Source organism: Blastocatellia bacterium, from assembly GCA_025054955.1.
Lineage (GTDB): Bacteria > Acidobacteriota > Blastocatellia > HR10 > J050 > JANWZE01.
In genome coordinates this window covers 1-26,255 of sequence record JANWZE010000021.1, presented here as the reverse complement: position 1 = coordinate 26,255, position 26,255 = coordinate 1, and the positions used below count along the sequence as shown (strand labels likewise).

The following is a 26,255-nucleotide window of genomic DNA, read 5'->3' as shown; positions in this document are numbered from 1 at the left end:
GCATCGGCCAACCGATTTTGCTTTTCGTACACTTCGCTCAATCGCAGATGCGGCAATGGGCGAGCATCATCCAGCGCGATGGCCTTCAGCAAAGCGGCCTCAGCGTTGTCGTATTGCTGCAAAGCCATGTACGCCGTGGCTAGATTACTATGGGGAAACGACCATGTTGGGTCATAGGCGGCTGCTTGTGTGTACCACCTGATTGCTGTATCGAACTGCCGCCGACGTGCATGCAGTACGCCCAGACTGTTGTAAGGCAAACTCCACTGAGGTTCGTAGTTGATGGCTTGTTGGTATGCCTCGATTGCCTCGGCGTCTCGCTGTGCCCGAAAGGCGATCTGACCTCGGCAATAGTATCGCCGAGCCTGCCAATGACTGTCGTGAGGGTCCATCTGGGCAGCCCAGTCATAGAGTTTCTGTGCCGTGGTCCAATCGTCGTCGGAGGCTTTGGCTTCCTTGTACCAGCGTTGAAAAATTTCGTCGCCTTTGATTTTCACCAGTGGCAATGTACGGGCGTGCGCTTGGGCAATCATCGGGCTGTTCGGTTTTCGGCGATTCAGTTGTTGATACAGCTCGTAGGCGCTGTTGCCTTCCGGCGTCACCAACCGTCCCTGCTCTAATGCCGCGTAGAAGCGCCTTTCAATCAGCATAGGCCAGACTGCGACGTAGATCACCAGAGCTGCCATCACTGCCGCGCCAGCGAGCGCCGCCCACCAAAGCCATCTACGGGATTTTACCTGCGGCCATGCGTCGTTCTGTGCCCATCTGGCAAGCCGCTCCGGTGGTGTCGGAATGCTGGCTCGCAGCGGCGGTTCGGTCGGCGCTCTGGCGGGTGCCTCTTTCTGCGCAGGTCCATTCTGCTCGATCAGTGGTGTGCCGTCAATCAAGCAGACTTTGTAAACGCTTGGGAACAGGCGCTGGCATGTCGGGCATCCCTTCATGGCTCATCCTCTCCGTTGTGGCTACGAGGCATTCGGCCTTAATAGCCCCAACAGTCTAACATCAGCCTGGCATGGCCACAATGTCATCAGCCATCCGGTTTAGAGGATGTTCTCACTCGGCAACGGTGTGATACAATGCCGGCTCGTTCAATCACACGTCCGACAGCAAGGAGGCTCAAAACATGTTCAAGTACTACACCAGAGCATGGGTCGCCGAAGTGGAAAAGAGATTGAAAGCGAGTGAAAAATTTGCGCAAGACGGTCGTCGGCTCAACGGCGTCTTTGGATTCCGCATTTATGATTGTCCCGATGGAAAGGATCGGCTGGTTGTGTGGAAATTCAAGGATGGCCAACCGGTCGAATGGTCTTATGAAGCGCAAAAGACTCCCTGGACTGAGTTGCGGCAGGCTCCCTTTGATACCAAATGGGTCATGCGTGCAACTGCGACCTATGACATGAGCGCCGAGTTGAATAAAGGCAACATCTCGCCATTGCGTGCGCTCACATCCCCCCACTATCAAATCGAGGGTAGCAAGCTGATGATCATGCAACTGATGAAGGCGCTCAATGCCTGGAATGAAACGGCAGCCAGCATTGAGTGCACCTATGAATACACGAAGGAGTAGTGGACGGGTAGTCAGTGGTCGGTGGTAGTGGACGGTGGACATTGGAGAGTGGGCATTGGACAGTGAACAGTGGACATTGGAGAGTGGACGGTGGACATTGCAGAGTGAACAGTGGACATTAGAGAGTAGACAATGGTTGGTGGTTGGCTCAACGCAGGCATTCCTCACGAATCACGGACCCCGGATCACGAGCCCCGGACCACGAATCACGGATCACGAATCACGGGTCACGAATCACGGATCACGAATCACGGATCACGATTATGGATTTCAGTCTCACTGACGAACAGCAACAGTTTCTGAAAAGCCTTAGGCAATTTCTTCAAGCAGAGGTCGCGCCGTATGCGATGCAGGTTGATCAGACTGGCCGGTTGCGTCCGGAGAGTTTGAAAGCGTTGGCCGAATTTGGACTGCCGGGCCTGACATTCCCTGAAGAGTATGGCGGCAGCGGCGCTGATACGCTGACCGGTACGCTGGCGATGATTGAGCTGGCCAAAGCATGTCCGGCCACGATGCTGTCGGTCGGCGCGAGTGTCGGGCTGTGCGGCACGGCGATTTTGCGATTCGGCACACCGGAGCAAAAGCAAAAATACTTGCCCAAGTTGATCAACATGGAATGGATCGGCGCGCTCGCTTTGACCGAACCGAATGCCGGCTCGGATTTGGCATCCATTCAAACGCGCGCGGAGAAGCACGGGGATCATTACCGGCTCAAGGGATCGAAGATGTTCATCACCAACGGTCCGATTGCTGATGTTGTCTTGGTGTTAGCCGTGACCGATCCGAAAGCTGGACGCAAAGGGATGAGCTTGATCTTGGTGGACGCCGACACACCGGGGTTCATTCGCGGCAAGCCGATGCGCAAGCTGGGCGTGCGCGGTTCGCCGACGGGCGAATTGGTGTTTGACGAGTGTTGCGTGCCGGTCGAGAATCTGGTTGGCGTCGAAGGTCAAGGCTTTCAGCAGACAATGATGTCGCTGGTCAATTATCGCATCGGCATGGCGGCGTTTTGTCTGGGCATTGGCAAGGCTTGTTTGGATGAAGCATTCGCCTATGCAATGCAGCGCAGCGCGTTTGGCGCGACACTCATTGCATTTCAAGAGATCAGCTTCAAGCTCGCTGAGATGAAAGCCGAGCTGGACGCAGCCGAGCTGATGATTTTGCGTGCGGCTTGGGAATATGACCAAGGCAAAGATGTCAATATGCTCGCTTCGTGTGCCAAGCTCTTTGCTTCGGAAACGGCCAAGAAGTGCGCCGATTGGGCATTGCAGATTCATGGCGGTTATGGGTACATCAGCGAGTATGCCGTTGAGCGACTCTATCGCGATGCGCGACTGGGCGAAATCGGCGAAGGGACGTCGGAGATTCAGCGCATGATTATCGCGCGACACTTGCTCGCCGAGCGGTAGGTGTTCGGATGCCTGAATGTGATAAAGGGCATTGCATGCAGAGGAACGGCGATCAGAATGCTAATGCGCGATGGAGGCGAATTCTGGCTTACCATACGCGCAAAGGAACGGCGGTCAGAATGCTGATGCGCAGCCGATGCCAATTCAGACTCAACGTACGTGCGAGCGAAACGGGCATTGTGCTTACCGCAAGCTCGATTGCTTGACGCGCTCTGGCATCCTTCACTAGAATGGCTCGCTCTCAGCCAAGCATCACGCTGTGAAGCAACCATGTGAGCATGCATGAAGAGTAAGCGTCCCGCGCCACAACAAGGCACGCTCATGTTGATCGGCGGCGCCGAAGATAAATTTGAGCAGAAAGTCATCCTGCGCATGTTCGTTCAATTGAGTGGCGGGCCACGCGCCAGGCTGAGCATTTTACCAAGCGCGTCGGAGAATCATGACAGTGGAGCCATCTACCAGCAGATTTTCAGCGAGCTGGGCGCGCGCATTGTACGCGTGCTGCCGCTGTTCAATCATGAGGAAGCGGATCTGCCTGATGTCGCTAAGGAGCTGGCTTCTTCCACAGGCATCTTCATGACCGGTGGCGATCAAAGCAAAATCGTTCGGATTCTGCATGGCACGCGGGCGCTCAGCGCCATTGAGGCGGCGTATGCGCGTGGTGCTGTCATTGCCGGCACGAGCGCTGGCGCTGCTGCGTTGAGCGATCCGATGATTGCCAGCGGCGGGCGTGGCAGCCTGGCTCGCAGCGGGATGGCGAAAATTGCTCAAGGGCTAGGGCTGACACGGTCGTTGCTGATTGATCAACATTTCCATCAGCGCGAACGTTTGGGGCGGTTGATTGCTGCCGTTATCTCGTTTCCGCAGATGCTCGGCGTTGGCGTTGATGAAGACACGGCGGCTGTGGTCAACGATGGCCAGTTGTCGGTCATTGGGCGCGGCACGGTCACGCTGATAGACACGAGCCAAGTGCGATCGGTCAATTTGGGCACCACGCCGGATCGCAGTCCGCTGGCGTTTGCCAATCTCCGGTTGCACACGTTGGTGCATGGCGGACGATTCGATCTGCAACGTCGGCAGGTGATCTTCAAGGAGTAAGGCCATGAAAATCCTAGAGACGCAGGTGTATCGCGGCCCGAATGTCTACAGCCTGAAGCCGGTCATCCGGCTGGTGCTGGACATCGAAGATTTGGAAGAGCGACCGTCCAATACCATCGAAGGGTTTACCGACCGGCTCATCCAGATGATCCCGTCGCTGTACGAGCATCGCTGTTCAGAGGGTGTGCCCGGCGGGTTCATCACGCGGCTGCGCGAAGGCACGTGGGCCGGTCATATCGTTGAGCATCTCGCCCTTGAGTTGCAGTGTTTGGTCGGCACGCCGGTTGGCTATGGCAAGGCGCGTTCGACGGAGCAACGCGGCGTTTACAACGTGATCTACTCTTACATCGAAGAGAAAGTCGGTCTGGCCGCCGGACGACTGGCCGTTCGCATTGTCGAGCATCTGGTTTACGGCACGCCGTTGGATTTTGCCGAAGAGCTGGCCCAGTTGAGTCGCATCTTGGACCGCGTGGCCTATGGCCCTAGCACGCAAGCAATCATTGACAAAGCCAAAGAACGCGACATTCCCATCTTGCGATTGAATGAGCGGAACCTGGTTCAGCTTGGCTATGGGAAATATCAGAAGCGCATTGAAGCGACCGTCACATCGAACACCAGCTTGATCGCCACCGATATGGCCAGCGATAAGGCGTTGACGAAACGATTGCTGGAAGATGTCGGCTTGCCCGTGCCCAAAGGGCGCGTGGTGGATTGCGTCGAGGACGCCGTGCAGGCAGCCGTCGAGTTGGGCTTCCCATTGGTCGTTAAGCCGCTCAATGCCAATCATGGGAAAGGCGTGGCCATCAACTTGAAGAGTGTTGAAGAGGTGCGAGCCGCTTTCGAGCGCGCCCGCGATTATGCCGACGAGGTCATTGTCGAGCAGTTCATTCATGGCCGCGATCATCGCGTGTTGGTGATCAATGGCGAAGTCGTCGCCGTCGCCGAGCGCGTGCCAGCCCATGTTGTCGGGGATGGCCAGCATACGGTGCACGAGCTGGTGGAGATCGAAAATAAAAACCCGTTGCGCGGCGAAGGACACGAAAAGCCGTTGACCAAAATTTTCATCAACGAAGAATCTCACCGCATCCTGGCCGAACAAGGGTACACGCTCGATTCAGTGCCGCCGAGCGGTCAGATCGTTTATCTGAAGTACACGGCCAACATCAGCACCGGCGGCACGGCGATTGATCGCACCGATGATATTCACTACGCCAATATCGAAATTGCACGGCGCGCAGCCCGCGTCATCGGTTTGGATATTGCCGGCGTGGATATGTTGACCACTGACATCAGCAAACCACTTGAGGAGACCGGCGGCGCTATTTGCGAGATCAACGCTGGACCAGGATTCCGCATGCACGTCCATCCGACCGTCGGTCAACCGCGTGATGTGGCCGGCGCTGTGCTCGATATGCTCTATCCGCCTGGCACGCCCAGCCGAATTCCTATCGTCTCCATCACCGGCACCAACGGCAAGACGACAACAGCGCGCATGCTGGCGCACATCCTGAAAATGGCTGGCAGGAAAGTGGGCCTGACAACGACTGACGGGTTGTATATTGATGGCAAGCGCATTTTGCAAGGCGATCTGACCGGCCCCTGGTCAGCCCAGATGGTGCTGCGCGATCCGACCGTTGATTTTGCTGTGTTGGAAACAGCTCGCGGCGGCATTGTGCGAGCCGGATTGGGATTCGATTCATGCGACATCGGCATCATCACTAACATCTCGGAAGACCATCTGGGTCTGCGTGGCGTGGAAACGCTGGAGGATTTAGCCCACGTCAAATCGGTCGTGGTGGAAGTCGTTCGACCTGATGGTTATTCCATTCTGAACGCTGAAGACCCGTATCTCGTCAATCTGGCCGACCGGGCAGGCGGGCAGTTGTGTTATTTCTCGCTTGATCCGACCAACGAGGTGTGGCAGCGTCATGTCGAACGCGGTGGCATTGGCGCCACGCTGCATGAGCATTCGATCGTCATTCACCACGGCAAGCATCAAGTTCCCGTCATCAACCTGAATTCGGTGCCTGCCACGTTCAATGGCCGCGCCATGTTCAATGTGGCCAACGCGATGGTTGCAGCCTTAGCAGCGCATCTATCCAAAATCAGCATTGACGATATTCGCGCCGGCTTGAAAACGTTTGATACGCATTTTTATTTGTCGCCGGGCCGGCTCAATCTGGAGCAGGTTGGCGATTTTCATGTGTTGTTGGATTATGCGCACAATCCGGCCGCTTATCGCAACGTCGCTTCATTCATTGCCAAACTTAACGTGGGGCGACGCATCGGCGTGGTGGCGGCGCCGGGCGACCGCCGCAATGTGGACATCGAAGCGATGGGACGTGTTGCCGGTCAAGCGTTCGACTGGCTCATCATCAAAGAAGATGACGATCGGCGTGGGCGAGCCGTCGGCGAGGTGGCCGGCATCATGCAGCAAGCGGCTATTGCCGCCGGGCATGATCCGGCAGCCATCGAAATTGTGCTTGATGAGGTCCAGGCGGTGGCCTATGCTCTGAGTAAAGGCCGCAAGGATGATCTGATCGTCATCACAGCGGACAATATCAAGCGCACGTTCGAGCAAATCATTCAGTTTCGCGATCAACGAGTCGCAGCGGCTCATCTTTAGGAATAGGAATTTGGCTTAACGGCTTTACACATCTTTTCGAGGGGAGGAAGCTTTCTCATGAAAAAATCTGTTCTTTTGTCTCTGTGTCTGATTGTGTGGACGTTGTTCATCACAGCGCGTTCCACAGCGCAAATCATCACGATGCCTTCATGGACGCAGGTTCCCGGTCAGGCGAAAACGCTGGCCGGGATGGCCGCAGTGGCTGCTGGCAACGATCTGTATGTATTTGCTCGCGGCACGAATGATGGCATTTATTACAACCTGATGCGCGCCGGTCGGCAGTGGTCTACCTGGCAAGAAGTGCCCGGCAACATGCGCACCACGGACGAGCCGGCGGCTGTTTATTACAATGGCAACGTGATTGTCTTGATTCGCAGTCGTAATGGTGGCCTCTACCACACGACGGTTGGTCAGAGTGGATTTGTGCAAACGTGGCAAGAGATTCCTGAGTCTCGGCGCATGCGTTCGGGGCCGGCGGCCATCAGTTATGGTCGTGATCTGATCGTGATGGCGCGTGGCGACAACGATGGTATCTGGGCCAATTCATTGACGCGTGGCACGACGTGGGCTGGCTGGCGTGAACTGCCCGGCCAGGGGCGCACGTTGTCGGCCCCGGCTGTTGCTTCTATCAACAACAACGTCTACGTGCTGGTGCGCGGCACCGACGATACGCTCTGGATGACGACGATTGAGCAAAATCGCTGGGCTGACCTCTGGCGGCAGATTGTCGGGATCATCCAACCGGGCGCTGGGCCAGGCGCTGGTTCGACGCCTTCGAGCGCGTGGACGCCCGTGCCGGGCGGAGCGCGCACGCCGTCTGCTCCGGCCATGCTGCGTGTCGGAAATGACCTGCATGTGTTCATTCGTGACCCCAATAACGCGATCATGACGGCGCGCTGGTCTGGTAATCAATGGTCGAGTTGGTCAGAGCTACCCGGCCAGGGGCGCACAACCTCAGGGCCGACGGCGGCCTTGATCAACGATCTCGTTTACGTGCTCGTGCGCGGCACTGATGACGGCGTGTTCGTGCAGGAGTGGAGAGCTCCATCCGCGCCAGGCACACCGGTCATTGTCGGGCCGGCGCCGGGTCCGGGCAAAGGTCCAATCGTCGGGCCGGGCGCGACGGTCTCTCTCACGATGACGTCAGCTCCGGCCAGCGTGTTATTTGGCGGTCAACTGTACGTTTTTGCCAAAGGCAACGACAATCTCATCTACTCCAACATGCTGGATCGGACCGATCAGTGGCGCGGCTGGCAACAACTGACCGGTGATGCGCAATCGTACTCTGAGCCGGTGGCCATCGAATTCAATAGGAGACTCTATGTCTTCATGCGCGGCGCCAACAATGGCGTTTACATGAATATGACCGCAGACGGTACTCAATGGAGCGGCTGGCGCGAAGTCCCCGGTCAAGGCCGAACGCCATCAGCGCCGACCGTCTCCGTGTTCAACAATCAGCTCTACCTGTTTGTGCGCGGCATGGATGACAAATTGTGGGTCAACATCATGAACGCCAATGGCGTGTGGCGCGGCTGGAAAGCCTCACCGGATCAAGGCAAGATGTAAACGCGAACCCGTGCAACAAGCGTCCGGCAGGGAACCGGCTCATCAACACGCAACATTTGTTGAACCGGTGCCACAGTAGCGAGCGCAACATTCGTGCGACAGGGACATACCATCGCCCCTGCTTGCCGCGCGCGGCGCTGTTGCATGCTGTGGTGGCTATTGCGCAGCAACTATCAGGATGAGATTGCCCCTGTTTGCTGTGCGCGGCGCTGTTGCATGGGTTATGACGCGATCCAATTTCTCAGTTCGGCCCAGATGGCTTCTTGTCGCTCGTGAGGAAACGTGTACTCGTCAATGCCCGGCGTCAAATTCCACATCAACGCGCCAGAGCCACCCATCTCCCACACACTATCAAGATAGTCAGTCAGACTCATCGGCGCGTTGTGAGTCGGGTATTCTTCCAGCAACCACGGTTTTCCTTCCGGCAGCGCGTCGAGAATGTTTCGGAAATCGCCCATCCACGGATAATGATGAGGCGCGAAATAATCGAGGTCGAGGTCGGCAATCAGCGGAATCAGCACGCCCGAAATGCCGACAGTTACCAACTGAGTCGGAGCCAACGCGCGGATCGTAGCGATGCACTCGCTGATGAACTCCTTGACCTGTCGGGCCGGCAGCGGCTCTTGGGCTTGCCTGTCGGCATGACTGACGAATTCCCATCCACCACCTTCGTCTTGACTGATCAGCCATTCCGGCTCGTTGATGATGTCAAGACCAAAGAGCGTTGGATGATTGCCAAACTCCCGCAGGAATGGTCTGAGGAAATCGCTGATGAACTGCCGTCGTCGTGACTGGTCAAGAAAAAGCTGCGGCCGACCTTGCATCAGGACATCGCCAGTTCGCAGCGGCTTGGCGGCCACGAGAAAATCCAACAGAAAGAATTCCACCTGCATGCGGGCGGCCTGCGCCAGCTCCAGAAACAAGCGAACATCGTTGCGGAAGATGTCGTCGTAGCCTACGACTCGTGCGTCGTCGTCCAACAGGGTGCGACCGTCATCAAGCAGGCCGACGCGCACCAACTGGATGCCGACCTGCCGCAATGCTTCTAGTTCCATGAGCACCACGTCTCGATGACGAGCCACACCGTTGCCTTCAGGAAACCATGCATTAGCGCCAAAATTCTGGCCATATTGAATGATGCGCCAATTGCCGCCAACGATGAAACGATCTGGTTGATCGGTTGTGCTCGTCATATTGACCGGTTGCGCCAAGCGGCTCATCTCAGCAGATGACTACTTCATCGTGCGTGCTCATTGTGAACTGATGGTGGCCTGAGATTGTTCATGAAATCTTGGTTGATGACAAGGGCTCGCCACCGAGCATCCTGCCGTGCCGGCTGAGCTGAAAGCCAAGCCGCGGTTTCAGGGAGCGCGGCTGAAGGGGCACGTCACTGCGAAATTTTTCCTGGAATGTTTTTGATGTTTGCATCACCTCAAGGTGAGGCCATAAAGACGGGTCTCAAACAAAACGGTTCGGGGATCGTCCATGCGCGACAGCACGTCGTGACGGATGAAAAGTGCGGCTGAACCACGCGGCGACGCTGCTGCCCAACGGCCAAGTGCTCGTCGCCGGCGGCAACGGTGCGTTAGCCAGCGCGGAACTCTATGACAGGGAAGCGGGACCACCACCGACTCAGTAGCTCCAGCCGTAGTCACCATCTTGGTGAGGGCAAGACCGTTGGCCTGCCCATTGTCGTTAGCACCGCGTAGCAGCAGGCATTGATCTTCTCTTGCTCTCTGTTCTACCATCTGCGGCGTGCAAGGACCAGTTGATTTATTTGGTTGTTTTTTGCATGTGGCAGGCCGTGTCTGGCGACAATGTGGTTTGACCGGCGAGCATGGTGCGCGATTTTCCCGCTGTAATCATGACCATTGCTATTGCTTCGTTGCCAACGGCGCAACGCGCCCTCGTTGGGGCGAAACGAATTCTTCATTCCGGGAAATCCTCCATGAGCGACGGCGTGCTACTAAGCAAATCTGGTAGTGCCCTTGCAAGCGGGCCCTGACGAAGCACCGCGCGTGCGCTCTCAGGGATTTTCGGGAGATGGACGATGCGAGAAGCAAGCTCTGATTGGAAACGTTTGGTCGTATGCTTGTGCGTGATTTTCGTGACGACCTCTGACGCCGTGGCGCGCTCAACCGAGTCCTCACCGAGCCTGCTCGGCAGCATCACCGGCACGGTAACCGATGCTTCTGGCGCAGTGGTAGCTCAGGCGAGGGTGTTCCTGCTCAACGCTCAGCAAGCTGTCTTGCGCACGACCGAGTCAGATGCAGCCGGCGTCTTTCGCTTCGTGGATGTGCAGGCGGGCGCTTATGAGATTCGCGTTACGCGCGTGGGGTTCGATCAACGCCGCCTGCCTGTCGTCGTGGCCCCAGGAGCGGTTGCTCAGGTGGACGTGATGCTCGAAGTGGGCCGCGTCACCGAAGAGATCACCATCACCGCCGAGACAGGCCTAGCGCAAGACCGGGAGCGCGTTCCACAGCAGGTCAACGTGATCTCTGAGCGTAGCATCCAGCAGCGCACCACCGCCGTGCTCGCGCAAGTGGCTGATGAGGAGGTCGGCGTCTCGCTTCAGCGTACCAGTCCGACCATCGGCGCAGTGGTCGTGCGCGGCCTGACAGAAGTCGGCGTTTACATTGACGGCGTCCGCTTCACGCAGTCCACGCAGCGCGGCGGCATCAACACGTTCTTTAATTTGAACGATCCGACGCCGCTTGGCGCCGTCGAAGTTTTGCGAGGCACCAACAGCGCGCAGTACGGCGCGGATTCGCTTGGCGGCGTGGTGCATCTGGTCTCGCGCGTGCCCGAGATCAGTCTGGACTCACCCACGCTGCGCGGCGAGTTCAATAGCTTCTTCACCAGCGCCGACCTGTCCTTCGGCGGCAATACACTACTCAGCTACGGCACGCGTCGCTTCGGCTTACTGGCCAACATGAGCAGCCGTCGCATCAACACGCTCAGGCCCGGCGGCGGTATTGACAGCCATTCGGCGATCACGCGGTTTCTTGGGCTGCCGTCGAACATTATGGGCCAGGAGAGGCTCCCCGACACAGCCTTCACATATTACGGCGGCATGATGCGCCTCATGTACATGCCACGGAGTGACCAGCAACTGAGTCTCCACTATTCGCGCGGGCAGCAGGATGGCGGCAAACGGTACGACCAATTACTCGGCGGCGATGGCAACCTTGTAGCCGACCTGCGCAACCTGATGCTCGACTTCGGCTATCTCCGCTACTTCAAGCAGGGCGTCGGCTTCTTCGACAACGGCTCATTGACGGTCTCTTACAACAGTCAACGCGAGGAGCGAGTCAACCAGGGCGGACAGGGGAATCCGCTGGCGGCGATCACCCATGACCGCGAGCGCACCAGCTCATTCGGGTTCAATTTCTTCCTCGACAAACACGCCACACGCCGCAACACGTTCCTCATTGGCGGGGACATCTACCGCGATCATGTCAACGCGCCATCATTCTCTTTCGAGCCGGCAACGAGAGCCGTGACGCTCGTGCGCCCTCGAGTTCCGAACGGCGCTCGTTACATCCTGGCGGGACTCTTCGTGCAAGACTCTTATGAAGCCGTTCCCAACCGCGTGCGGTTGAGCGGAGCGTTACGTTACAACGTTGCTTCCTACCGATCGCGTGCTGCCAATGCTCCTGTCGTTCGAGGCCAACCGCTCTTCCCTGATGATTCGCTGCGAGCTGCTGATTGGTCTGGGCGGATTGGCGCTGTGACGACTGTCGCCGATGGCCTTAACGTCGTGTTCAACTATAGCCGGGGTTTTCGCCCGCCCAACATCACCGCCCTCGGCTCACTTGGCTTGGTCGGCGTAGGCTACCAGGTGGCGGCAACGGACGTGATTGGATTGAACGCAATGATAGGCAGCACGGCTGACGAGAGTGCGGTCTCGACCGGCATCCCCGTCTCGCCGCTGTCATCGGAGACGACGAACAATTTCGACGTCGGAGTGCATTATCGCAGGGGCCGCATTGACACGAGCTTGACCGGCTATCTGATAGATTACAACGACACGATCGTCCGACAAACGCTCATCCTTCCGCCGGGCGCTGTGGGCTTGCGTCTGGGCAGTCAAGTGATCGAGCGGCAACTACCCAGCGGCGCGGTCTTCGTTCCACTTTCGCCTGCGCCCGTGCTAGTGCAGGTGAACTTCGGCGCAACGCGGATGAAGGGGGTGGAGTATGAACTGAACCTGCGCTTAGCTGACCCCTGGACCTTCAGCGGCCACTACTCTTATGTACGCGCTGAGGACAAGAAGACGGGCGCACCGCCGAACCTTGGCGGCGCCGGTATCCCGCCGCAAGTCGGCTTTCTACGCTTGCGCTACCAACCACAGGGCAAACGGTACTGGGTCGAAGCGTACTCGACACTGGCTGGCCGCCAGACTCGACTGTCATCGCTTGACCTCTCGGATCGTCGCACCGGCGCAACCCGCTCGCGCACGAGCATTCAGAACTTCTTCCGACGGGGCGCGTGCGTGCGCGGACTGACTACGCCGGGCACGACGGGCCAGTGCGGCTCAGCAGGCGGCATACTCATACCTACCGGCGAGACGTTGGCTCAAGTGCAAAACCGTGTCCTTGGCGTCGGTGTTGAGTCGGCTCCTCTGTTTCGCGCCATTCCCGGCTACGGTCTGATCAACGTTCGCGGTGGGTTCCGCCTCAAAGAGAACCACGAAATCTCAATTGATTTCGAGAACATCGGCGACAAAAGCCATCGCAGCCCCGGCTGGGGCATTGACGGGCCAGGCCGCAGTGTGACCGTGCGCTACCGGGTGCAGTTTTAGAGCGGTTTGCAAACCATTTCACCCTGGGGCGCACGCCACTGGTATCTGCACATCGCCTGTTCAGTCAGTCAGTCGTCACTACCGGGAAACCCTGGTGAACGATAACACGAGAAGGAATTAAGAACATGCGATTTGAGCGCGGAAGGCATCGGCCACGTCTTGTATCGTTTGCCTGATGAGTTGGAGGAAGCAACGTAATGTTTTATATCTTGGAGACTCACCCTATTGCGTGGTTAATCAGCGGCTCTGCACGTCTCACGGATCGTGGACTACGAATCACGGACCCCGAATTGCCTCTACGGCCTGTCTCAATCTCGTTGAAATTATCTTTTCATGGATGAAACCACTCCTGTTGAGCCGCACTTGGCTGGGCTGCAAAGCAAGTATTAAGTTGGTCAACACGTTGCCGAGGAATTCGCCTCTGGTGGGGGCCGTGGCGTTTATACGGCACGTCAGTTGCGCCTTGGATGGTTCCTCATTCGTCATGAGGAGCGTTGAAACAAAAACAGATTTGGTGAGGTGAACATGGTGGGTCATGGTCAACGAAATCCGAGAGCGCACCTGCTACAACGCCTGACGGTTCTCTTTTTAATCGGTCTTCAGATGGCTATTGGTTTGAGCGTGATGAGGCCGGTTGAGGCCCGTACGCCTGTCACATACTACGTTGACGCGCGCAATGGCCGGGACACTAACGATGGCAAATCGCCCGGCCGGGCCTGGCGCACCATAGCCCAAGCCAACGCGTTGGTTCAGCCGGGTGACACGGTGATTATCCAGGCAGGGGTTTATCGTGAACCGATTGCGCCGGTCGTGTCGGGGACGGCTCAAGCGCGGATCACCTACCGCGCTGCTCAAGGGCAGACGGTCATCATCGAAGGCGTTGAGTTGTTGTTAAATCTCATCCAGCGATCCTACATCACGGTGCAAGGGATCACGTTCCAAAATCCTACCGGGGCGTGGGGTGAGATCCAAAACGGAAGTTACAACGAGATTATCGGCAACACATTCATCGGGAACGGCTACACGCCCTACTATGCGGGCCTCTATCTGTATAACGGCTCGGTCTACAATCGGCTGATCAACAATGAATTTCGTAATTGGGGCGACCGCTATGCGCCGGGTGACGAGCAAGCATGGGGCGATGCTGTTCGGCTCAGTCGGGGAGCCGATTGCACGTTGATTGAAGGTAATCGCTTCATCAATGGCGGCCATGCGTTGTTGGGGATAGACACGTCCTACAATGTGATTCGGAATAATTACTTCGAGAACGCCTGGCATAAGGGCATTGACATGGTCTGGCGCGTCAATCCACCGTGGGCGCGCGGTGAAGAGTTCATTGCTCGACGAAATCTGATCGAGTACAACACATTCGTTCGTTGCCGCATCGGCGCCGATGGGGCTAAAGGCGGCGCCGGCGTACAGATTGGATCGGCCGAGACCATCTTTCGACGCAATGTGCTGGTGGAAAATGAGCGGATGGGCGTGATCATCAACGGCTGGGCCGATGCCCCGAACCCCTATGGCAATCGGGTCTACCATAACACGTTTGTGGATAACGGCACGGATGAAAGCAATCCCCACGCCAGCGGCGTGATGATCACCAATTGGGGCCAATCGCAGGTGAACATCAGCGACAATGTGCTTAAGAACAACATTATCTGCCGTACCAATGCGCAGAAGCATCAATTGTTCTTTTACATCTTCCCTGATCGGCAATTTGGCGAATCGTTTTATCGTTCATACATGGTAGCAGGGAACGTGGTCAATCAACGCCCGTTGATGAATGTGGTGAGCCTGGATGGCCTGCAACGCATCGGGCACTATCAGCAACGCTATTCCCAGTTCGTGCGTGACAATCTGGAGGCCGAGCCGCTCTTTGTTGATAAAGCGGCCGGCAACTATCGTCTGCGAGACGGTTCTCCCGGCATTGATGCGGCCGTGCCGTTGACGTGGACAAAGACAGGTGGCAATGGGACAGTCGTTTCTGTGGAGGATGCTTCCTACTTCACCAATGGGTTTGGTTTGGTGGCTGGCGATCAAGTGAAAATTGGCTCAAATCCGCCTGTTGAAGTTGTTGATGTCAATATCGAGCGCGACACGCTGACGTTCGCCCGGGCGATTCGCTGGTCGCAAGGCGATCCGGTTTATCTTGGCGAGTTTCATGGTCGGGCGCCTGACATTGGGGCATTTGAATCCGCGGCAGCGCCGCCGGCGCCCTCGCTGCGTGTTGTGGCGCCCAATGGCGGCGAGCAGTGGCGCGTTGGCGAGACGGTCACGATTCGTTGGTCATCGAGCAATCTCACAGGGCCGGTCAATATCGAGCTGTCGCGCGATGGTGGCCGTCAATTTGCGCCGCTGATGAGTGGTGTGCTCAACGATGGAGAAGAGACGTGGCTGGTCAGCGGCACGCCGACGACCCGAGCGGTCATCCGCATCAGCAGCGCCACGACGCTCTCGGTCAACGACAGCAGCGATGCTGTGTTCACCATCGTTGAGCCGAAATCCTTGCGTGTGGTCTCGCCCAATGGCGGCGAGCAGTGGAAGCTAGGGCGCCAGCAGACGATTCAATGGGTCTCAACCGGTCTTGCTGGCAATGTCATGGTTCGCTTGTCGCGCGACGGTGGCCGCACATATCGGACGATCTTCAGGAGTATTCCTAACACCGGCTCAGTATCCTGGAAGCCAAACGGGCTGGCTACTGCCAACTGCCTCATTGAGGTGATCAGCCTCGATGACGAAACTATTCACGATCGAAGCGACGCGCCGTTTAGTCTAACTCGTTAACCAATTTCTCGTGACCGGTCATCGTTCACCCACGTGCGTGAGCCTGACCGGTCACGAGCCGCGAGCGACATCTGTTCCAGCCCTGAAAACCATTTTTCAGTCTTGCAATTTTGGTCGTTTGTTGCCGATAGCGTTGAGCTAGTCCTGCTCGGCAGCCAACACACACAGATTCAGTGTTTTCCTCACACAGATTGATGAGAGGCGAGGATCGTTCAACTTTGGTACGGGTTTTGCCGGTTCGTTCACTCTGGTACTCTGGCCACTGAGCCATGAGTATCATGGCGGTGGTTGTGATGGTCGTTGTTGTGATGGTCGTTCAAGTCGTTTCAACGAGCGTGAGTCAGCCGGCGCTGGTGGAGCGTAAAATGACGCTTTCGGCTTGCCGATTGGCAGTGGGTTGGGGTAATCTGTGCGCCGCCAAGAGGGGTTTGAGGTAATGTACGCATGAGTGTGACGCCGCACATTCTTGTTGTTGATGATGAGCCGCTTGTCGCTCGCACGTTGGCAGAAATTTTGCAGAGCGGTGGGTTTTCTGTAGACACCGCCGGGCGCGCTGCCGACGCAATCGAACAAGTGCAGCGTCGCTTTTGTAATCTGGTGCTCCTCGATTTGAATTTGCCCGACATGCACGGGATGGATCTCGTCGAGCATCTGAAGCAGTATTCTCCCAAGACGGAAGTCGTCATCATCACCGGTTATGCCACGTTGAAAAGCGCGTTGGAGGCGCTGGAACGTGGCGTGATGGCATTTGTTGAGAAGCCGGTTCGACCCAATCAGTTAATCTCAACGGTCAATGGCGTGCTGGAGAAGCAGCGCCTGAAATTAGAGAACGGGCGCATGATCCGGCAATTGTCAGCATTGCTCAGTTTCGCGCAAGACATTACCTCGGAGTTGGAACTGAGTGAGCTGCTCAGGCGCATCGTGGTGCGGGCCACGGCGCTGGCCAACGCTGAAACCGGATTTGTCGCGCTGCTGGAAGATCACGCGCTCACGTTGCGCGAGTACTGGGATGGTCAGCAGTGGGTCTCACATGAAGTCACATGGTCACGTCAGGCTGGAATTGTCGGGCACGTGTGGGCTACGGGACACGCTTACTTCTGCGCGGATACCGATGCTGATACGCTGCCCACAAATGAGGAGCGGATGACGTTTCAACTGAAGTCCTGCATCTGCACGCCGATCATTGACACGGCCGGCCATTTCATCGGTGTGTTGGCGGTGGGTAACAGACCGGGGTCGGATAGCCTCACGGCCGATGATCTTTCGATGCTGCAAGGGTTGAGTCGCCAAGCGGCGATTGCCATTGAAAATGCACGGCTCTACGAACGACAAAAGGAAGAGGCGGAAATTTCCACCTCGCTGCTGCGGGTGGCCGAGAGCCTGAGCCAGTTTACCAGTTTGGATGATCTGTTGAGCATAGCGTCGGAGATTACGCCGCGACTGCTGGGCTGCAATCAATTTGTGGTGTTGCTGCGCGAGCCGACCAAGAGGACCGTTTACGCAACTCGCATGCGCGGCTTGTCGCCGGCGCAAGAGCGTGAATTTCGCTCGATGCGTGTCCAGATGGGGCAGGCGCACGTGCTGGCCGATGTGTTGCGTCGGCGCGAGCCGCTAGTTGTGGACGTGATGGCTCACAGTCTGCCGTTGGGCGTGTCGGGCGTGGGCGGACCTGACTTGAGTGGTTGGTTGTTAGTGCCATTGGTCGCCAAGAGCGATGTCATCGGATTGATGGGGCTGCATAATTCGGCAACGCCCCGTCAGTTTACCTCACGCGACATTAAAATCGCCGTGGGGATTGCCAATCAGTTGGCGATTGCCATTGATAATACCAATCTATTTTCTCAGGTGTCGTCGCAAAAAACGGCGCTACGACGGCTCTCCATGCGATTGACCAACGTGCTCGAAGAGGAGCGGGCGCGTATTTCCCGCGAGTTGCACGACGGGGTCGGCCAAGTCTTATCCGGCATGTTGATCGGGTTGGATATGCTGGAAGAGAAAGTGCCTGCCTCGTTGCAAGTCGTTCGCCGTGGGCTGCGGCAGATCAAGTTGTTGACCGAAAAGACGCTGGATGACCTACGGCGGCTCTCACATGATCTGCGGCCGTCTTTGCTGGATGATTTAGGTTTGCTCGATGCGTTGCAGTGGTTGGTGGATTACCTTGGCGAGCGGTGCGGGTGGAAAATCCAGTTGATTGTGGATGCTGACTTCTCGCGACTATCGCCGGAGATTGAAACCACGCTGTTTCGTATCAGTCAGGAGGCGCTCAACAACATCAAGAAGCATGCCGGCGCGACGCAGGTTTCCATTCGACTGAGCCAGAAGGATGAAGTGGTCGAATTGGAGATTCAGGATAACGGCCGAGGTTTTGATCCGATTAGCTTGTCGGAAAATTCCTATCCGGAACGCGGCGGCATCGGGTTATTGTCTATGCAAGAACGCGCGTCGGCGGTGGGCGGGCAATTGTTTATTGACGCAGAAGCTGGCAAGGGCACGACGCTGCGGGTCGTCATCCCGTGGCCGATGGCGCTTGCGCCGGCGCCGCTGCTGAGCGCCACCCAGGCGTCGCATCGGTCTGAGGAAAGATAGAGGAATCTATCAGCTATCAACGTTAAGGAGACGGTTATGCCAGGTTTGGTTAGCGGAGACCAGAGGGATACGACGGTTCGACGAGATGCCGTTCGGATTTTGCTGGCTGATGATCATGCCATCGTCTGTGATGCCTTGGCGAATATGTTGGCCAGCGACCCACGCTTTCTCGTTGTCGGCCAAGCGCACGATGGTTTGGAGGCGTTGAAAAAGATTGATGAGCTTCGCCCTGATTTGGTCGTCATAGACATCGGCATGCCGGGCTTGAACGGTATCGAGACGATCAAGCGCATCCGCAAGAAAAATGTGCGACTGAAGGCCATCGTGTTGTCCATGCACAAGGATGAGGCGTATATCTACTCGGCGTTGCGCGCCGGCGCCTCCGGCTACGTGCTCAAACAGAGCGCTGCCCGCGAGCTAGTAGACGCTATTTCACAAGTGCTGCTCGGCAATACTTATCTGAGTCCTTCTATCTCCAACATGGTTGTCAAAGGCTACCTGCACGGGCCGAACATCGGCGAGGGCAGTGATGATCCATTGAGCTTGCTGACCGATCGCGAACGCGAAATCCTACAACTTGTCGCTGACGGCTTGAGCAGCAAGGAGATTGCCTCCCAACTGGATTTAAGCATCCGTACAGTTGACGCCCACCGGGCCAACATCATGAACAAATTGAATATCCACACGACGCCCGGACTGGTGAAATTCGCCATTCGCAATCGGCTCACCACAGTGGAATAGATGACCGACGAACGCCGGCGGCTGGCCATCGTCGGCCACCGCCACATCGTCGGCCACCCATCCCCGCCTCTATCCCAACACGGGACAGGCACAGCGGCCATCGTCGGCCACCGTTACATCGGTAGGGCGCAAAGCGCAGCGAGAACCGCGCGTCACCGTGTCGCCGTGTGATTCTGGCTAAGCCAGATGAATTTTTCCCACACCTGCTGCCCTTGATTTCTGGCCGATGAATTTTTTCCTGCGCTTGCTGCCCATTGATTAATGGAAAGACCAGGGTGTTTTAGGTGAATGCTCAGGGCAACCTGACTCTTGCCGATGATGCCTGTCAGATGCTGTCCCCGTACCCCCCATCGGCGCTGACAGGCATCATACTTGTCTGCATCTTGTAGCCTGGAAACGCTGCTCAGTAATTTTACAGCGCCGGTTCGGTAATCACACGGATTTCGTTTCGCTGAGATTCCTGAGATGATAACAGCGCATCGAGGTCGAGCCAGCCAGAAGCGACCGCACAGAAATGTTGAGCTAGCGAACAGGGTCACGTCGCTAATCTTTTTCAAGGAGTCATGCATGCCCGGACTGGTCAGTGAAACGAGCGTGAAGATGGTGATGCCGGGAGTCCAACCGGTTGAATCTTATCATCGCTATTCAGATACCGAATTAGTCAAGCGGTGTTTAGCCGGAGAAGAACCGGCATGGGCTGCGCTGGTGGAGCGTTACGAAGGACTGATTTATTCGATTGCGCTCAAGTTTCGCTTGTCGCGCGAAGACGCCGCCGATGTGTTCCAATCGGTGTGGTTGGCATTGCTACAAGATTTGGGGAAATTGAACGATGCCACGAAATTGAGTTCCTGGCTCTCGACGGTCACGCGGCGTCAGTGTTTTCGCCGGCGGGAGCGCGCTCGTCGCTATCTGGTGGATTCAGATCATCTGGAGCAGGAGCTGGCCAACAAGCCTGATGAATCGCTCGTACCCGATCAACTGCTTGAGCAACTAGAGCAGGAACGATTGCTGGAGCAGGCTGTCTCTATGCTGGATGCGCCGTGTCGTCAACTTGTGCAGGCGCTCTTTTACGATGATCAAGAAAGTTCGTATGAGAAGCTGGCCGAACAGATGGGGCTCGCGCCGTCCACAATCGGACCGAAACGTGGTCGCTGCCTGAAGCGCATCCGCAGAATCCTGGACGAGCTAAATTTTTAGCAAGGATGAATTATTTCTTCGATCACGCGCCCATGATCAGTGGATCAGACAAACGTGACAAACAACGTGGGAGATAAGAAAGCTTATGAGTTGTCCATCATTTGATCAATACATTCAATGGATGCGAGACCGCCTGCCGCTCGATGAAGCCGAGCGGGTGAGTGCTCACATCGCTGCCGGCTGCCGGGCGTGTCAGTCAGAGCAGGAACTCGCCAAGCGCATTGTCACAACAGTCGCACGTCGCCAGCTTGTTCATGCCCCGCGCTGGTTAGTGCGTCAGGCCGTGCAACTGTTTGGAGACCAGGTGAAGCATTCACGGCCTGGGGTCATCCAGCGCATCGTGGCGGCGCTGATCGCCGACTACAGGATGCTGCAGCCTGCGTTTGCAGTGCGGTATCACGGCCTGCAAGCTCGGCGTCTCATTTATCAGGCCGGCCATTGCCGCATTGATATTTCCGTCAGCCGAAAGCCAAATACTCGAGCAGTCAATATTCTAGGTGAATCGCTCGATGAGGCCCACAACGGCCTTGCGGGCGCAGAAGTTCAATTGTGCAAAAACGAGCAGATCGTGGCCACCACCCACGTCAACCCGTTTGGCGCATTCATGTTTGATGACGTGCCGGAGGGCATCTACAGTCTAAAAATAAGAAGCGGTCAGGAGATCGAAATCGAGGACCTCGCGGCGTTCATTGAGTCGCCCACTCATCCGCTGGTCAATTGATCAAGGCTTCGACGCTGGCGATCCTGAGCCAGCAAAGGCCCTATGCCATGCTAGGACGTGTGTATTGGATGATTGGCGCGAGCTGTCACAAGATGGCAGTGAAAATTTCTTGATCTGGGTGAATTTTTCGGGCCCTGAATGACCCTTGACTGATGGAAGGTAAATGTCATGGATCGAGCAGATCAGATGAGCAGACGCAGATCACAATCACGACGACAGCGAGGACATGGGCTGGTTGAGTTGACATTGACGATGCCGCTCCTTGTGCTGATCTTCTCTGGCTTGGCGCACATCGGGTGGGTCATGCAGAATCAGCACGTGATCACCAATGCGTCGCGTGTTGGCGCGCGGGCGGCCACGCAGCCGGGAGGCACGGTCGCCGCTGTCCGGGCGGCTGTGATGGACTATTGCCAACAAGCCGGGCTTGAGGCGCGTCACGTATCGGTTCAGGTGGACATCAACGCCTCCACAACGTGGGCATCGGTTACGGTCAGGTATCCATTCACGTCGCCGCTGGAGAGCGTATTCGCTGTCGGTGGGCTAGGTCGTATCAGTCGGCAGCGTCCCTTGCAGGCGACAACGGTGATGAGGTTATAACGCTATGATGAGTTTGCATCGTAGAGGAGACATCAACACCGAATCGCGCCGGCCGCAGGCTCAACGAGGGCAAACATTGGTTGAATTCGCTATGGCTGCACCGATCCTCGTGATCATGTTGGTGGGCATTGTGGATTTCGGTCGTGTGTTGATGGTGCAACATAGCATCACCAACGCGGCTCGCCAGAGCGCGCGACTCGCCACGATGACCAACTCGGCGGAATCGGTCTATAGTAAGATCAATGCGTCGTTGGCGAGCGGGGGGCTCAGTTCTGATGCGGTGACAATCAGCGTAACGGGATTGACCGGCAGGTCCGGCGAGCCAACACAGGTGACGATCTCCTACCGCCTGACGCCGCTGATCCTGCGTCTGTTGCACATTGACCAAACAGTGACGCTCAGCGCAGCGAGCCGTATGCGACGTGAATAAATTCCCGAACGAGAGGCGTCCAGCATGAAGCAAATGCGCAGCCAGGTAACAACCAGATGCACCACAGATCGGAGGTTGGAACCATGAGAAAAACGAGACAGAGAGGCACGGTTATCGCGTTGGTGGCCATTGGCACAGTCTGTTTGCTTGGCGCGGCAGCGTTAGCGGTAGATGTCGGTTACTTCTACCACGTGCAAAGCCAGATGCAAAACGCCGTTGACGCGGCAGCGTTGGCGGGAGCGCAAGGGATGATTGCAGACCCGGGCAACACCTCAGAAAGCGGGCGAGCTAAGCAACTGGCCATCGCGGCTGCCGCTCAGAATCGCGTGGGCGACCGGAGCGTCACGCTGGCGCCCGCTGAGATCACTTTTCCGCGTCCTCATGTCATACGCGTCGCCATGACGCGCCCCATTCGGACGTTTTTTGGGCGGATTCTGGGTGTCAAGTTTGTCAATGCCCGTGTGCATGCGACCTCTATCGTTGTGCCTGTGTCGGGCGTCGCCGGCGGGCCGCAAGGCGGCGGCATGCGCCCGTGGTCTATCTTGGACCAGTTTGGGCACGGCGCATTGTGTGTGCCGCCCAACGATGCCGAGGTGAACATTAAGCCGCACGGCCCGTTCAAAAGCACGCCACACACGTGGAACGGTGTCACAGTTGCCTCAGATCACTATGTCTCTCCTTATGATGGCCAGTTTGACGGACAGGATTTGAGTCGTGAGACTGATTGCGCCCGCGTCACCGGGCTGATCGTGCCTCGTGATGTGACCGGCACCGTCATTCGGTTGAAGAACGGACACCCGCGCGTGCCCGGCAATTTTGGCCTTGTTGCATTCGCCGGCCGCGGAGCAAACAACTATCGGCATTGGATCGTCAATGGCTACGATGGGCTGGTGCAGGTGGGAGATACATTGGAGACAGAGCCGGGCAACAAAACAGGTCCAACGGTTCAGGGCGTGGAAGCGTTGATCGCTTTGGACCCTGATGCGCGCATGGTGAAGAACGCTGCCGGACAATGGGTGGTGATCAGCAGTCGGTATCCGCTCAATGAGAGTCCGCGCATTGTGCCGATCCCCGTTTATAGCGTGTTCACAGCGCCCGATCATGGACGGACAACATTTCAGGTGACCAATATCGCCTCGTTCTTTGTTGAAGGCTCCAGCGGCCATGAGGTGTGGGGTCGGTTTGTGCAAAGCCGCGCCAGAAACGGCCAGGCCGGCACTATCATTGAGCGGGAGAGCGGGCAATCCGTTGGTGGCGGCGGCCGATATTTAGGGACTGTGCGGCTGATTGAAGATGAACAGCATTAGCGCCGGATTCAAGTTCGGCGAGACATCCAAGAGATATGAAGGAAGAAAGGAATCGGCGAATGCCGATTCAGCGATCAGCCCAATGAAAATCGAGCGCAACGCAGCGATGAATGATTTGAGTTCGAGCAGAGTGCCTCCAATATGGTATGACGGTTTATCTCTACCACATACGCAACAGGACAGCGCCAGGTGGAAATTTGCCTGGCGCTGTTGTCTCTTTTTCAGTGGCGGAGCGATCGTCAGTGAGAAGCTGGGCAATTGCACATGCCAAAATAGCAGGCATTTTTAGGTAGTTCTGCTAATTGCTTTGTTGCGGCAAAAAGTGGACATTCCAGTTGCACCGGGGCGAGTCCACCAGGTCCTGAACTCACGTTGACCTGTGTTCTGTGGACGTTGCCCATGAATCCGATCCATCAACCAGAGAGTGCTGACCGGCGGTTGGCTGAGCGCTTGCTCGCGTTGTCTGACGGCGATGAGCTCAGTCGGGTGTTATGCGTCGAGCGCGAGCGGATCAACGAGTCACTTATCCGGTGCTTGAAGGATTACGTCTCTCATCTGGTTCGTACCGACACGCAAGAGGCTTATCGCGTGGCGACCGTCGTGCAAGCGGCTGCCGATCTGGTTGATGATCCGATCTGCCATGCGCTGGCCGCTCACGCGCTTGCTCAGACGCTTCATGTCGCCGGACATTACGGGCAAGCCATCGAACACTATCAGCATGCTGAGACCATCTACCGCTGCGCCGGCCGTGATGTCGAAGCAGCCCGCGTCAGTCGCGCAAAGGTTGACGCCTTGATGTATCTGGGACGCTATCAAGAAGCGCTAGTGGCTGCGGACGAAGCGCGCGCCATTTTCCGGCAACATCATCAAGGCAATTTGCTCGCTCAGTTGGAAGTGAATGTCGGCAATATCTATCATCGCCTGGATGAATATCAGCAAGCGCTGCGCTGCTATGACGCAGCCGAACAGACGTTCGCCGAACTCAACGAGTTTGATCGCGCTCAACTCAATTTCAATCGGGCGAATCAATACACCCAGTTGAATGAATTTGACAAAGCACTGGCGCTTTATCATGAGGCTCGGCGCGGCTATGAGGCCGCTGCGATGCCGTTGCTTGTTAATCAGACAGACTACAGCATCGCGTGGCTCTATTTTCTGCGCGGGCGGTTTCAAGAAAGTCTCAAGCTGTTTGTCCAGACGCAGGCGCGAGCCAACGAGCTGGGCGACACGTCGCTCAGCGCGCTCTGCGATTTGGATCGCGCGGAAGTTTATCTGCAATTGAACATGCTCGAAGATGTGCTCAACGTAGCGCACTCAGCGAAGGCGCAGTTCACCGAATTGCAGATGAATTACGAACGAGCCAAAGCCTGCATGTACCTGGGCATCGCGTGCATGCACCTGGACGATCTGTCTACCGCTCAGCAGTGGTTGGAGGAGGCTCGCCAGGGATTTCTCGCCGAAGGGAACCAGGTGTATACCGCGCTGACTGATATTTATTTGGGCGAACTGTTGAGCCGCTGTCATGACCATGAACGCGCCTGGCAACTATGCAGCGAAGCTCGGATGTGGCTGGTGCAACGCGACCTGCCAGCCAAAGCGGCGTATGCCGAATTTCAGCAGGCTCGATTGAGATGGTCGGAAGGCCGTTTGGACGAAGCTGCTTCACTGGCTCAATCGGCGCTCACGTTGTTGGCCAACGCTGAAGCGCCCTGGCTCCGCTATCAGATTTTTCACCTGTTGGGCAACATTCAACAAGCGACAGGATGCTTACCAGAAGCCTACGAGAGTTACAAACAGGCTGTACACTATCTGGAGGCGATGCGCAGCAGTATTCGCGCCGATGAGTACAAATGTGCCTTCATCAGAGACAAACAGTGCGTCTATGAAGACCTGGTCAGTCTCTGTTTCGCTGCTGGCGCATCGGACAAAATCAACGAAGCGTTCGGTTACGTGGAAGCCGCCAAAGCGCGCTCGCTGGCTGAGCTGTTAGCGTCAAACCGCGACATTCGGGGCAAAGCCGATGATCCGTCTGTGGCGGCGTTGCAGGAGCAATGGACCCGCTTGCGCGAAGAGCTGGATTACTTCTATGCCAAGCTCAATCACGCTGAAGCTCGCACAGACCAGCGTCCCAGTTGGTTGGGACCTCACTTGCATGAGGCGATTCGCCAGCGTGAGCAGCAATTGGCGCACGTGGCCCGTCAATTGAGTGTGACGGATGCTGAGTATGCGGGGCTCTACACAACGCCATCGCTGGATGCAGAACACGTCTGCGGGATGCTGGCCGAAGACGAAGCTTTGATTGAGTATTTCTTCGTCAATGGCCATGTGAAGATTTTTGCCTTCGACCATCAGACATGGGGCGTGTTTGACGGCGCCGCCAGCATGGATCAGATCGCATCACTGTTGCAGTGGGTGAGGTTCTATCTAGACCAATTCGCCATGAATTCGAGTGGCTTTGGCAAACCATTAGGTGACCCGGAGAAGCCGGTTCGGCATTACCTGCGGCACCTATATGCCGCGCTGATGGCGCCGGTCGAGACGTTTGTTAAGGATCGCAAGGTCATCATCGCGCCGCATGGGTTATTGCATTATGTGCCGTTTCATGCGTTGCATGATGGGGCGCAGTATCTGGTGGATCGGTATGAAATATCCTATGTGCCCAGCGCCAGCATCTACAAGTTGTGTGTAGAGAAGGCGGGGCGTTGGCCAGATATGAGTGAGAGTGGGGGGGGGACGAGGGGGCGAGTGCGCACGGGGGGAGAGGCGGGACACGCAGCCGGCGATGGGCTGTTGATCATCGGGGTTGCGGATGACGCGGCGCC

At 56.8% G+C, this 26,255-nt stretch carries 18 protein-coding genes; 16 read left to right on the top strand and 2 right to left on the bottom strand.

Going from position 1 to position 26,255, the window contains the following annotated elements; translation table 11 throughout:
* The coding region (locus NZ823_01735) for a tetratricopeptide repeat protein (GenBank protein ID MCS6803849.1) at nt 1-941 on the bottom strand (941 nt) is incomplete at its 3' end.
* Between the two features lie 182 nt (nt 942-1,123).
* Between NZ823_01735 and NZ823_01730 the strand changes: the two genes are divergently transcribed.
* From NZ823_01730 to NZ823_01710, 5 genes are all read left to right on the top strand, one after another.
* The gene (locus NZ823_01730; GenBank protein ID MCS6803848.1) at nt 1,124-1,567 is read left to right on the top strand and encodes a hypothetical protein; all 444 of its coding nucleotides are present in this window, start codon (nt 1,124-1,126) and stop codon (nt 1,565-1,567) included.
* Between the two features lie 263 nt (nt 1,568-1,830).
* Complete coding sequence (locus tag NZ823_01725; protein ID MCS6803847.1) at nt 1,831-2,976, top strand: acyl-CoA dehydrogenase family protein; 1,146 nt, start codon at nt 1,831-1,833, stop codon at nt 2,974-2,976.
* A gap of 282 nt (nt 2,977-3,258) precedes the next feature.
* Nucleotides 3,259-4,074, top strand: a complete 816-nt coding sequence (locus NZ823_01720; protein MCS6803846.1) for a cyanophycinase — start codon at nt 3,259-3,261, stop codon at nt 4,072-4,074.
* A gap of 4 nt (nt 4,075-4,078) precedes the next feature.
* A complete protein-coding gene (cphA, locus tag NZ823_01715; protein MCS6803845.1) occupies nt 4,079-6,700 on the top strand; it encodes a cyanophycin synthetase in 2,622 nt (873 codons plus the stop codon).
* 57 nt (nt 6,701-6,757) lie between these two features.
* Nucleotides 6,758-8,266, top strand: a complete 1,509-nt coding sequence (locus NZ823_01710) for a hypothetical protein (GenBank protein ID MCS6803844.1) — start codon at nt 6,758-6,760, stop codon at nt 8,264-8,266.
* 221 nt (nt 8,267-8,487) lie between these two features.
* On the opposite strand, the gene NZ823_01705 is transcribed toward NZ823_01710, so the two are convergent.
* A complete protein-coding gene (locus tag NZ823_01705) occupies nt 8,488-9,486 on the bottom strand; it encodes a hypothetical protein (protein ID MCS6803843.1) in 999 nt (332 codons plus the stop codon).
* A gap of 296 nt (nt 9,487-9,782) precedes the next feature.
* Between NZ823_01705 and NZ823_01700 the strand changes: the two genes are divergently transcribed.
* From NZ823_01700 to NZ823_01650, 11 genes are all read left to right on the top strand, one after another.
* The gene (locus NZ823_01700; protein ID MCS6803842.1) at nt 9,783-9,905 is read left to right on the top strand and encodes a kelch motif-containing protein; all 123 of its coding nucleotides are present in this window, start codon (nt 9,783-9,785) and stop codon (nt 9,903-9,905) included.
* A gap of 411 nt (nt 9,906-10,316) precedes the next feature.
* A complete protein-coding gene (locus tag NZ823_01695; GenBank protein MCS6803841.1) occupies nt 10,317-13,070 on the top strand; it encodes a TonB-dependent receptor in 2,754 nt (917 codons plus the stop codon).
* A gap of 525 nt (nt 13,071-13,595) precedes the next feature.
* Nucleotides 13,596-15,854 (top strand): right-handed parallel beta-helix repeat-containing protein, encoded by a 2,259-nt coding sequence (locus tag NZ823_01690; GenBank protein MCS6803840.1) that lies wholly within the window; start codon nt 13,596-13,598, stop codon nt 15,852-15,854.
* Nucleotides 15,855-16,298: 444 nt separating this feature from the next.
* Nucleotides 16,299-18,440: a GAF domain-containing protein gene (locus NZ823_01685; protein MCS6803839.1), complete on the top strand. Its 2,142-nt coding sequence runs from the start codon at nt 16,299-16,301 to the stop codon at nt 18,438-18,440.
* Nucleotides 18,441-18,476: 36 nt separating this feature from the next.
* Nucleotides 18,477-19,181 carry a response regulator transcription factor gene (locus NZ823_01680; protein MCS6803838.1) on the top strand — a complete coding sequence of 235 codons (705 nt, stop codon included), beginning with the start codon at nt 18,477-18,479 and terminating at the stop codon, nt 19,179-19,181.
* A 567-nt stretch (nt 19,182-19,748) separates the two neighbouring features.
* Nucleotides 19,749-20,378: an RNA polymerase sigma factor gene (locus tag NZ823_01675; GenBank protein ID MCS6803837.1), complete on the top strand. Its 630-nt coding sequence runs from the start codon at nt 19,749-19,751 to the stop codon at nt 20,376-20,378.
* Nucleotides 20,379-20,463: 85 nt separating this feature from the next.
* Nucleotides 20,464-21,099 carry a carboxypeptidase-like regulatory domain-containing protein gene (locus NZ823_01670; protein ID MCS6803836.1) on the top strand — a complete coding sequence of 212 codons (636 nt, stop codon included), beginning with the start codon at nt 20,464-20,466 and terminating at the stop codon, nt 21,097-21,099.
* A gap of 186 nt (nt 21,100-21,285) precedes the next feature.
* Nucleotides 21,286-21,696, top strand: a complete 411-nt coding sequence (locus NZ823_01665; GenBank protein ID MCS6803835.1) for a pilus assembly protein — start codon at nt 21,286-21,288, stop codon at nt 21,694-21,696.
* Between the two features lie 4 nt (nt 21,697-21,700).
* Nucleotides 21,701-22,126, top strand: coding sequence for a pilus assembly protein (locus NZ823_01660; protein ID MCS6803834.1), 426 nt, complete (start codon nt 21,701-21,703; stop codon nt 22,124-22,126).
* Between the two features lie 83 nt (nt 22,127-22,209).
* The gene (locus NZ823_01655) at nt 22,210-23,433 is read left to right on the top strand and encodes a pilus assembly protein TadG-related protein (GenBank protein MCS6803833.1); all 1,224 of its coding nucleotides are present in this window, start codon (nt 22,210-22,212) and stop codon (nt 23,431-23,433) included.
* A 399-nt stretch (nt 23,434-23,832) separates the two neighbouring features.
* On the top strand, nt 23,833-26,255 hold a 2,423-nt coding region (locus tag NZ823_01650), incomplete at its 3' end, for a CHAT domain-containing protein (GenBank protein ID MCS6803832.1).

What these genes read in the sequence shown, in the direction of transcription:
- NZ823_01730 (MCS6803848.1), top strand. Translation starts at nt 1,124, where the DNA reads ATGTTCAAGTACTACACCAGAGCATGGGTCGCCGAAGTGGAAAAGAGA.
- NZ823_01725 (MCS6803847.1), top strand. Translation starts at nt 1,831, where the DNA reads ATGGATTTCAGTCTCACTGACGAACAGCAACAGTTTCTGAAAAGCCTT.
- NZ823_01720 (MCS6803846.1), top strand. Translation starts at nt 3,259, where the DNA reads ATGAAGAGTAAGCGTCCCGCGCCACAACAAGGCACGCTCATGTTGATC.
- cphA (MCS6803845.1), top strand. Translation starts at nt 4,079, where the DNA reads ATGAAAATCCTAGAGACGCAGGTGTATCGCGGCCCGAATGTCTACAGC.
- NZ823_01710 (MCS6803844.1), top strand. Translation starts at nt 6,758, where the DNA reads ATGAAAAAATCTGTTCTTTTGTCTCTGTGTCTGATTGTGTGGACGTTG.
- NZ823_01705 (MCS6803843.1), bottom strand. Translation starts at nt 9,486, where the DNA reads ATGAGCCGCTTGGCGCAACCGGTCAATATGACGAGCACAACCGATCAA.
- NZ823_01695 (MCS6803841.1), top strand. Translation starts at nt 10,317, where the DNA reads ATGCGAGAAGCAAGCTCTGATTGGAAACGTTTGGTCGTATGCTTGTGC.
- NZ823_01690 (MCS6803840.1), top strand. Translation starts at nt 13,596, where the DNA reads ATGGTGGGTCATGGTCAACGAAATCCGAGAGCGCACCTGCTACAACGC.
- NZ823_01685 (MCS6803839.1), top strand. Translation starts at nt 16,299, where the DNA reads ATGAGTGTGACGCCGCACATTCTTGTTGTTGATGATGAGCCGCTTGTC.
- NZ823_01680 (MCS6803838.1), top strand. Translation starts at nt 18,477, where the DNA reads ATGCCAGGTTTGGTTAGCGGAGACCAGAGGGATACGACGGTTCGACGA.
- NZ823_01675 (MCS6803837.1), top strand. Translation starts at nt 19,749, where the DNA reads ATGCCCGGACTGGTCAGTGAAACGAGCGTGAAGATGGTGATGCCGGGA.
- NZ823_01670 (MCS6803836.1), top strand. Translation starts at nt 20,464, where the DNA reads ATGAGTTGTCCATCATTTGATCAATACATTCAATGGATGCGAGACCGC.
- NZ823_01665 (MCS6803835.1), top strand. Translation starts at nt 21,286, where the DNA reads ATGAGCAGACGCAGATCACAATCACGACGACAGCGAGGACATGGGCTG.
- NZ823_01660 (MCS6803834.1), top strand. Translation starts at nt 21,701, where the DNA reads ATGATGAGTTTGCATCGTAGAGGAGACATCAACACCGAATCGCGCCGG.
- NZ823_01655 (MCS6803833.1), top strand. Translation starts at nt 22,210, where the DNA reads ATGAGAAAAACGAGACAGAGAGGCACGGTTATCGCGTTGGTGGCCATT.